This is a genomic window from Rhizobium sp. PRIMUS64, assembly GCF_023006465.1.
Taxonomy (GTDB): domain Bacteria; phylum Pseudomonadota; class Alphaproteobacteria; order Rhizobiales; family Rhizobiaceae; genus Rhizobium; species Rhizobium leguminosarum.
Genome location: NZ_JALBGX010000207.1, coordinates 1 through 8,486, shown reverse-complemented (window position 1 = coordinate 8,486; position 8,486 = coordinate 1). Strand labels below are relative to the sequence as shown.

Sequence of the window (8,486 nt, the reverse complement as noted above, 5' to 3'; positions counted from 1 at the left end):
GCCAACCCCCGCGGCGTGCTCGGCCGCCCCGGCCATACCGAAGCCGCCGTCGATCTCGCCCGCCTCGCCGCAAGAATCCCCGCCGGCGTCATCTGCGAAGTCGCCAACGACGACGGAACCATGTCTCGCCTGCCCGAACTCACGCTCTTCGCCGAACGCCACAACCTGCCCCTCGTCACCATCGAGGACCTGGTCGCCTACCTTGACCGCCAGGCGGAAAGAGACATACGCGAGGTCGCCTGATCGATGCCTTTGTTGCGGCGGCATAGCCCGCCGCAACAAAGAACGTGCCGCAGCGATAACCTGACGGCACCTTCCCTTGCCGGCCCTATGTCCGGCTGATCGAAACCCCACCATCCGCCAGCATCGCCGTGCCGGTCACGAAGCTCGACATGTCGGAGGCGAGGAAAAGCGCCGCATTGGCGATCTCTTCGGGTTGCGCCATGCGTTTCAGCGCATGCAGCCCCTCCACGAAGGCGAGCACTTCCGGCGTGGCATCGGGCGCGTTGGTGATGCTGGCGGGTGTGTCGGTGCCGCCGGGAAGCAATGCATTGACGCGGATCTTCTGCGCTCCGAGTTCAGCGGCGAGCACCTGCACGAAGCCGATCAGCCCCGCCTTGCTCGCCGCATAGGCGGCCATGCCAGGCATGCCGACGGTGTGGCCGACGAAAGTCGAGGTGAAGATCAGCGATCCGCCGCCTTTTCCCATCGCCGCCGACTGGTGCTTGGCGCCGAGGAAGGCGGCGGTGAGATTGGTCTCAATCGTCTCGCGCCAGCCCTCCAGCGACAGCCCGGCGACCGGCCCCATCTCACCGAGGATGCCGGCATTGTTGAAGGCGATGTCGAGCCGGCCGAAACGCGAAACTGCCGTCCCGACGAGCCTTGCCTGCAGCGCCTCGTCCCTGACATCGCCTGATATGGCGACGGCCTGACCACCCTCCGCCTCGATTTCCGCGATGACGGCATCGAGCGCGTCCTGCCGCCGGCCGGTGACTACGAGCTTGGCGCCTTGCCGTGCAAAGAGTTTCGCCGCCGCGCGGCCGATGCCGGAACTTGCGCCGGTAATGATTGCGATCTTGTCGTTGAGAAGTGTCATATCGGTCTCTCCTGGGTTGTTACGAGATCTGAGATGCTCAAACATCAGGCGATGCAGCCACCCGTTTCCCGCGCAGGACGAGAAAAACGCCTATGGCCGAACCGGCAACGCGACGGACGTCCTCATCGACGCCTTGATCGCGGCGTCGGAAATAACGGAATTCACGTTATAAAACAGGCATTTGTCGGACTTCCGCCCACACGCCTGCATTGACATCAGTGCCATTGTGCACCGCATCATCGATTTATGCCTGGTGTGACATTCATCCGATTCCCTTCATGCATCTTCGCGACTAAAAGGGGCGCACAGGTAACGGGAATCTCTTCATGCCGCGGTCACGCAATACTCAGGGCGCCATCTATATGAGCATGGCGATGGCCGGCTTTTCCGCAAGCGACGCCCTATCCAAATCGGTGATCGCCCATATGAACGCCGGCGAGATCATGTTCCTGCGCGGCCTCTTCACCAGCCTGCTGGTCTATCTGATCGCCTGGAAAATGGGCGCGCTGCGCTCCTGGCGGGTCATGCTGCAGCCGATGATTATCTTCAGGATCATCTGTGAGACGCTCTCCGCCGTCACCTATATCACCGCGCTCGGCTTGATGCCGATCGCCAATGCCTCGGCGATCCTGCAGTCGCTGCCGCTGGTCGTCACCTTCGGTGCAGCGCTGTTCTTCGGTGAGCCGGTCGGCTGGCGGCGCTGGTCGGCGATTCTCGTCGGCCTCGTCGGCGTGATGATCATCATTCGCCCCGGCCCGGAAGGATTCACCGCCGCCGCCCTGCTCTGCGTCGCCGCGGTGCTGACGACGGCCGGCCGCGATCTCGCCACCCGGAGCATCAGCCCGGAAATTCCCTCGCTGATGATAACCGTCATCACTGCCATGTCGGCCTCCTTCTTCGGCGCACTGCTCATCCCGCTGCTCGGCGGCTGGCAGCCGGTCAGCGCCACCTCGCTCGGGCATCTCGTGCTCGCCTCGGTACTGGTGCTCGTCGGCTACCAGTCGGTCATTCTCGCCATGCGTACCGGCGAAATCTCCTTCGTCGCGCCGTTCCGCTATACCAGCCTGATCTTCTCCTCCCTGCTCGGCTTCCTCTTCTTCGCCGAAGTGCCTGACAGCTGGACGCTCGTCGGCGCCGCGATCGTCATCGCCTCCGGCCTCTATACGTTCTATCGTGAGGCCAAGCGCCGCGTATCGCCGATCGCGCAGGAATCCGCGCCGCGCGCGCCGGTCTGAGGAAGGATGATGGCTGAATTCTTGCTTGGCAGATCTGATATAGCAGGCGTCGTATTGGCTGGCGGCCGCTCGCAGCGCATGGGCCGCGACAAGGCAGGCGTGATGCTCGGGGCCGAGAGCCTGCTCCACCATGTGCTGACCCGCCTCTCGCAGCAGGCCCCGCTCGTTGCCGTCAATGCCGATGCCGCCGCCGAGGGCGTGCCTGTCGTTCCCGACCGTTTTCGCGGTAAGGCCGGGCCGATGGCCGGCATCCATGCAGCCATGGTCTATGCCGCCGGCCTGCCCTCGATCACCCATGTCGTCACCGTCTCGGTGGATTGCCCGTTCTTCCCGGCCGATCTCGTCGCCCGGCTGGCGGCAGCGATCGAGCACCCGTCGCAGATCGCCATTGCCGCCTCCGAGGGCCGCAGCCATCCCGTCTTCGGGCTCTGGCCGGTGACGCTGGCCGCCGATCTCGAAGCCTGGATCACCACCGACGAGAAGCGCCGCGTACGCGACTTCCTGTTACGGCATGACGTTACGGAAGTGGCGTTTCCGCTGCATCCGACCCGCGCCAGCCTGCTCGACCCTTTCTTCAACATCAATACGCCCGACGATCTCGTCGAGGCGGAACGCTGGCTGGAGGCCCTTCGCGGATGACCGCACCGAAAATCTTCGGCATCGCCGGCTGGAAGAACTCAGGCAAGACGGGGCTCGCCGTCCGACTGGTGACGGAGTTCACCCGCCGCGGCTACAGGATCTCGACGATCAAGCACGCCCATCATGATTTCGACATCGACAAGGTCGGGGCCGACAGCTACCGCCACCGCCAGGCCGGCGCCCACGAGGTCACCATCGTCTCCGGCACCCGCTACGCCATCATGCACGAGCTGCGCGGTGCCCCCGAACCTGTGTTCGAGGAGATCCTCGCCCGCCTCGCCCCCTGCGACCTCGTGCTGATCGAAGGTTACAAGCGCGAGCCGATCCCGAAGATCGAGGCCCGCCGCCTGGAGGCGGCAAATCGTGAACCGTTGGCACCAAGCGATCCCCATATCTGCGCTATCGCCGCCGATCATGCCGTCACGGATACGGCCCTGCCGGTCTTCGATCTGGACGACACAGGCGCCATCGCCGATTTCATTGCTGGCATCGTCGGCCTTGGACAGGCCACGGCTTAATTCTTAAATCGGAATCGATTTAAGGACACAATGATGCAGCGCTTAAAAGTGTTACAGCGTCCTTTGCGCGCCTGAAAGGACACGCGGCACTATGGGCGCTGAGCCCCGTGCACCACTGCCGGACCTGAGAAGCTGAATTGTTTCGCTTGCCATCGCCTTGGCGATTTCCTTGGCGAGCTGAGCCTGATCATAGGGCTTTGCCAATCTCGGAAGATCGATATCGGTGCCGGCGGGAAGATCGGCGTAACCTGTCGCCAGCACGATCGGCAATGCCGGATAAATGTCCCGTGCGGCCTGGGCCAGCTGTGCACCGGTCATACCAGGCATCGAATAGTCGGTTATGACAAGGTCGAAATGCTGACCGCTGCTGATCAGTTCCAGCGCCTGCGCGCCGGAGTTTGCTTCGACGACCTCGTGGCCGAGATCTTCAAGCATGTCGACCGAACTCATGGCGATCAAGGCATCGTCATCGACCAGCAGGATCTTCAGTCTGGATGCAGCTTGCGGAACGGGCAGTTCCGCTTCGATCACCCGCTCGGGGCGCTGTTCGGTTGCGGGAAGCCACAACTCAGCGGTCGTCCCGACCCCAAGTTCGCTTGTCAGACGAAGTGCGCCATTGAGCTGAACGGCAAGCCCGTGGATCATCGATAAGCCGAGGCCCGTGCCCTTTCCGAGTTCCTTGGTCGAGAAAAACGGATCGACCGCCTTCTTCAGCGTCTCCGCGTCCATGCCGGTGCCGCTATCGGCCACCGCCAACACAAGATAGGCGCCCTTGTCGAGAGTGCCGTCATCGCCAGCCACCTGCGCATCACGCAGCGATATGGACAGCGTCCCGCCATCCGGCATCGCATCGCGGGCATTGACCGCAAGGTTGAGCAGCGCCAGTTCGAGCTGGTTCGCATCGACCAGCGCCGGCGGCAGGGTTGCCGGCAGGATGGTTTCGATACTGATCGAGGATCCCACAGAGCGCCGCAGTAGATCTTTCATGCCGGAGACCAGCTCGGCCAGATCGATCGGCTTGACCTGCAGATCCTGCTGTCTGGCAAAAGCCAGCAGCCGCTGCGTCAGCGCCGCCCCGCGCCGCGCACCCTGAACCGCCCCGTCGACCAGACGCGTCGCCTTGGCATCTCCGGCAACATGCTTGCCGAGCAGCTCCAGATTTCCGAGAACGACCATCAGCAGATTGTTGAAATCGTGTGCGACGCCGCCGGTCAGTTGGCCGATCGCCTCCATCTTCTGTGATTGGCGAAGCTGCTCCTCGGCTCTTTCACGCTGGGACACTTCCTCGAGCAGGGTCTGGTGAGCCGCATTGACCTCTTTGGTCCGTTCCCTCACGCGCTCTTCGAGGTTTTCATTGAGCCGTCTCAGGTTTTCCTCAATGGTCTTGCGGACAGTGGTATCGGAGCAGACGCCGACGAGTTTCATGGCGGAACCATATCTGTCGGAATAAAGCTGCGCGTGGACCTCGGTCCAATGCAGCGATCCATCCGGCCAGATCGTCCTGTGCTCGATCGAATAGTCGCGCCCAGTATCGATCGTCTGGCGCAACCGTGCCAGCACAAGATCCCGGTCGTCGGGGTGGATACTTGCGATCAGATCGTCGCGTGTGACATCGTCATCGGGGCTTCGGCCGAAGATTGCTTTGCAGGTCGCCGAGGCCGACAATGCCATCGAGGACAGCTCCAGCTCCCATGCCCCGAGACGACCGGCGGCGAGAGCGGTCTGCAACCGCCGCTCGCCCTCGCCCAGAGCCTCAAGCCGGGTTCGCGCTTCATATTGGCGCAGGCGCCCCTTTAATGCGGTCCGGGCCACGCTGATGAACGAGGTCGCATGGAACGGCCTTTCCAGGAAGGTGACGTTGCCAAGAACCTCGGAAAGCCTGGCAGCGGCCGGATTTCGTTCAGGTCCGCCACCACGTGTGGTGAGCACGATGAACGGTAGGTCAGACCAGCTCGGCTGGGCCGAAACCCAGGCGGCGATCGGCTTGAGATCGCTCGAGCGAACGGCCTCCTCCGTCAGGACGCCAAGCGCGACGTCATCGCTGAGCGATGACGCGAACATAGGCAGGTCGGTGGTGGCAATCGATGCCAATCCGGCCTCATCGACCAATGATCTCGCCACCCAGGCATCGCGACCGACGGGGGTGTAGATCAATGCTTTCGGTTTGCCGGAATTAGGAATTGCCGCTATCCCCGCCATCGGTCGCAAGGAGCGGCGTTGAGGTCGTGACAAATTCGGGAACGCCGCGAAGCACGCCCTGGAACCCGACGAGAGGATCGCCGAACCTCAAGCCGGAAGCGTCGATGCGATACTCCCGGATGGTATCCTCGTGAAAGCCGGTCCTCTTCTTGATCACCGAGACTGCCCGCCGCACCTTTCCGGCCGCCTCGAAGTAACGCAGCAGAATGACGGTATCGGCGAGATAGGTAACGTCGACAGGTGCCTTCATGTCACCGACCAGCCCGTGCTGGGCCACGGTGAGAAAGGTGTTGGCGCCTTGCCTGTTCAAATATTGCAGCAGCTCATGCATATGAAGGATCAGCGAATTCTCATCCGGCATCGAAGCTTGGTAACCGTTGATACTATCGATGATGACGGTTTTCGCATCCGCCTTGTCGACGCAATTGCGCACGCGGTGAGCGAATTCGCCCGGCGACAGTTCGGCGGCATCGAGCTGTTCGATGTGGATATGACCCGCGTTTCGCATGGCTTCGAGATCCATTCCGAGCGCCTTCAGCCGCGTGAAGAGCAGGCCCAGCTCCTCGTCAAAAATGAAGGCCGCCACTTTCTCGCCGCGCGCGACCGCAGCCATCAGGAATTGAAAGGAGAACGTGCTTTTGCCGGTGCCGGCCGGACCAAGTATGAGTGTACTGGAACCTCGCTCCAGGCCACCTCCGAGAAGCAGATCCAGTTCGGCAATATTGCAGGAAATCTGATCACGTGCGTAACTCGACCTGTGTTCGGCGGCGACGAGCCGCGGAAAGACCTTAACCCCGCCAGTCTGGATGATGAAATCGTGATAGCCGCCGCGGAAGGCCTGTCCGCGATATTTTATGACCCTGAGACGTCGGCGTTCGGAGCCGTAGCTCGGCGCCATCTCTTCGAGATGGATGACGCCGTGCACGACGCTGTGCACTGTCTTGTCGAGCACCTCGGACGTCAGATCATCGAGCAGAAGGACTGTCGCGCCTTGTCGGGCAAAATAATGTTTGAGCGCGAGGATCTGCCGGCGGTAGCGCAACGAGCTTTGCGCGAGCAGCCTTATCTCCGACAGACTGTCGAGAACCACGCGACGTGGCTTGATCCGCTCGAAAGCGGCAAAGATTTCCTTTGTCGTCTCTCCGAGTTCAAGATCCGACGAATAAAGCAGGCTCTGCTGCTGGTCGGCATCCAGTAGGCTTTCCGGAGGCACGACCTCGAAGACCTCGATATTCCCATCGATCACCATGCCGTGCGATGCGGCACCGGCCCGAAGTTCGCTCTCGGTTTCCGAAAGGGTGATGTAGAGCCCCTGCTCGCCGAGCCGCGCACCTTCGATTAGGAACTGCAGCGCAATCGTCGTTTTGCCAGCTCCCGGATTCCCCTCCAGGAGAAAAACGTGCCCCGGCGAGAGGCCCCCCGCCAGAACTGTATCCAAACCGGACACGCCGGTCCGAGCTTTCGTGGCAGGTGCCGCAGTATTCATTCACTGTTTCCTTCAATTTCAAGTGTGAATTAGCGGCGAGTGATGGAATGTCAAATCACTGGCAGGCATGAGTTCGCTTCCGGCAAGAGCCGATCACTCCTGGTTCGGATATATGCCTGTCCGGGCGGCCCGACATAGTGGGCGTCTATCCTCGATAGCGAAGTGCATCGACGACGAGGGCGAATGCCGGCGACGTATGCCGGCGGCTCGGATAGTAGAGATGGTAGCCGGAAAACGGTAGACACCAATCCTCGAGGACGCGCACCAGCCGCCCGTCGGCAAGATGCGCCTCGACCAAGTCCTCCGGCATATAGGCCAGCCCAAGACCAGCCAGCACCGCGTTCAGCCGCAGGGCTATATTGTTGAAGATCAACTGTCCTTCGACCCGAACCCTGAGCTCGCGCCCGTCCTTCTCGAACTCCCACGCATATACGCTGCCATAGGTCGGCAGACGCAGATTGATGCAATTGTGATCCGTAAGGTTCTGTGGCGTCAGCGGCTTCGGCCTGGTGTCGAAATAGGCGGGCGCGCCGACCACGGCCATCCGCATGTCGGGGCCGATGCGCACCGCGATCATGTCCTTCGCCACCTGTTCTCCAAGCCGCACCCCCGCATCGTAGCGCTCCGCGACGATGTCGGTCAGACCGTAGTCGACGATGATTTCGACATTGATATCGGGATAATCAGGCAGGAGCTTTTGCAAGGCGGGCCAGAGGACGGCATCGGCCGCATGCTCGCCGGCATTGATGCGGATGGTGCCTGCCGGCTTCTCCCGGAAGGCGCTCAAGGCAGCCAGCTCACTCTCGATCTCGTCGAGCCGCGGTCCGATGGAGACGAGCAGGCGTTCACCGGCCTCTGTCGGCGCGACGCTGCGGGTCGTGCGGGTCAGCAATCGCAGTCCAAGCCGCTCCTCGAGCCCGCGGATGGTGTGGCTGAGCGCCGATTGCGACACACCCAGCTTGCCCGCCGCCTTGGTGAAGCTATGTGCGCGTGCAACGGCGAGGAAGGCGATGAGGTCGTTGACGGCGGGGCGCGGCATTCATGAAACTTTCTCATGGGTTCTTGCCGTTTATACCATCTAATCGCGACCAAACACACGCGCTAAATACCTTGCTGCTCGAGTGGACCTGTCCACCCCGACATCGAAAGGAAGACAAAGATGGATATCAAGCGAAGCGGTTCGCAGCCTTCGGCCAAGGGACCAGCCGACTGGTTTACCGGCAGCGTGCGTGTCGACCCACTGTTTGCCGTGACCAGCCCCGCACGCGCGGCTGGCGCCAGCGTCACCTTCGAGCCCGGAGCCCGCACCGCCT

At 62.1% G+C, this 8,486-nt stretch carries 8 protein-coding genes and 1 pseudogene; 5 read left to right on the top strand and 4 right to left on the bottom strand.

Features of this window, described 5'->3' with window-relative positions:
- Positions 1-243: 3,4-dihydroxy-2-butanone-4-phosphate synthase (locus MOV76_RS37220; RefSeq protein WP_247266435.1), on the top strand; the 243-nt coding region annotated here is incomplete at its 5' end.
- Positions 244-328: 85 nt separating this feature from the next.
- Here MOV76_RS37220 and MOV76_RS37215 read toward each other — a convergent pair.
- Positions 329-1,096, bottom strand: a complete 768-nt coding sequence (locus MOV76_RS37215) for an SDR family oxidoreductase (RefSeq protein ID WP_247266434.1) — start codon at positions 1,094-1,096, stop codon at positions 329-331.
- 326 nt (positions 1,097-1,422) lie between these two features.
- Between MOV76_RS37215 and MOV76_RS37210 the strand changes: the two genes are divergently transcribed.
- From MOV76_RS37210 to mobB, 3 genes are read left to right on the top strand one after another with little or no spacing between them, the layout of a single operon-like run.
- The gene (locus MOV76_RS37210) at positions 1,423-2,331 is read left to right on the top strand and encodes a DMT family transporter (RefSeq protein ID WP_028733042.1); all 909 of its coding nucleotides are present in this window, start codon (positions 1,423-1,425) and stop codon (positions 2,329-2,331) included.
- A 9-nt stretch (positions 2,332-2,340) separates the two neighbouring features.
- A complete protein-coding gene (mobA, locus tag MOV76_RS37205) occupies positions 2,341-2,970 on the top strand; it encodes a molybdenum cofactor guanylyltransferase MobA (RefSeq protein WP_247266433.1) in 630 nt (209 codons plus the stop codon).
- A complete protein-coding gene (mobB, locus tag MOV76_RS37200; protein WP_247266432.1) occupies positions 2,967-3,488 on the top strand; it encodes a molybdopterin-guanine dinucleotide biosynthesis protein B in 522 nt (173 codons plus the stop codon). Before mobA ends, mobB begins: the two co-directional genes overlap by 4 nt.
- Positions 3,489-3,539: 51 nt before the next feature.
- Here the strand turns inward: mobB and MOV76_RS37195 are convergent, their stop codons facing one another.
- The 3 genes from MOV76_RS37195 to MOV76_RS37185 form a co-directional block, all read right to left on the bottom strand.
- On the bottom strand, positions 3,540-5,687 hold the full coding sequence (locus MOV76_RS37195; RefSeq protein WP_080671783.1) for an ATP-binding protein: 2,148 nt from the start codon (positions 5,685-5,687) through the stop codon (positions 3,540-3,542).
- Positions 5,662-7,173, bottom strand: a complete 1,512-nt coding sequence (locus MOV76_RS37190) for an ATPase domain-containing protein (RefSeq protein ID WP_193445806.1) — start codon at positions 7,171-7,173, stop codon at positions 5,662-5,664. The genes MOV76_RS37195 and MOV76_RS37190 overlap by 26 nt, the downstream gene beginning before the upstream one ends.
- Positions 7,174-7,318: 145 nt before the next feature.
- Positions 7,319-8,212 (bottom strand): LysR family transcriptional regulator, encoded by an 894-nt coding sequence (locus MOV76_RS37185; RefSeq protein WP_047621373.1) that lies wholly within the window; start codon positions 8,210-8,212, stop codon positions 7,319-7,321.
- Positions 8,213-8,332: 120 nt separating this feature from the next.
- Between MOV76_RS37185 and MOV76_RS37180 the strand changes: the two are divergent.
- A pseudogene (locus MOV76_RS37180) lies at positions 8,333-8,486 on the top strand (cupin domain-containing protein); the annotation flags it as partial.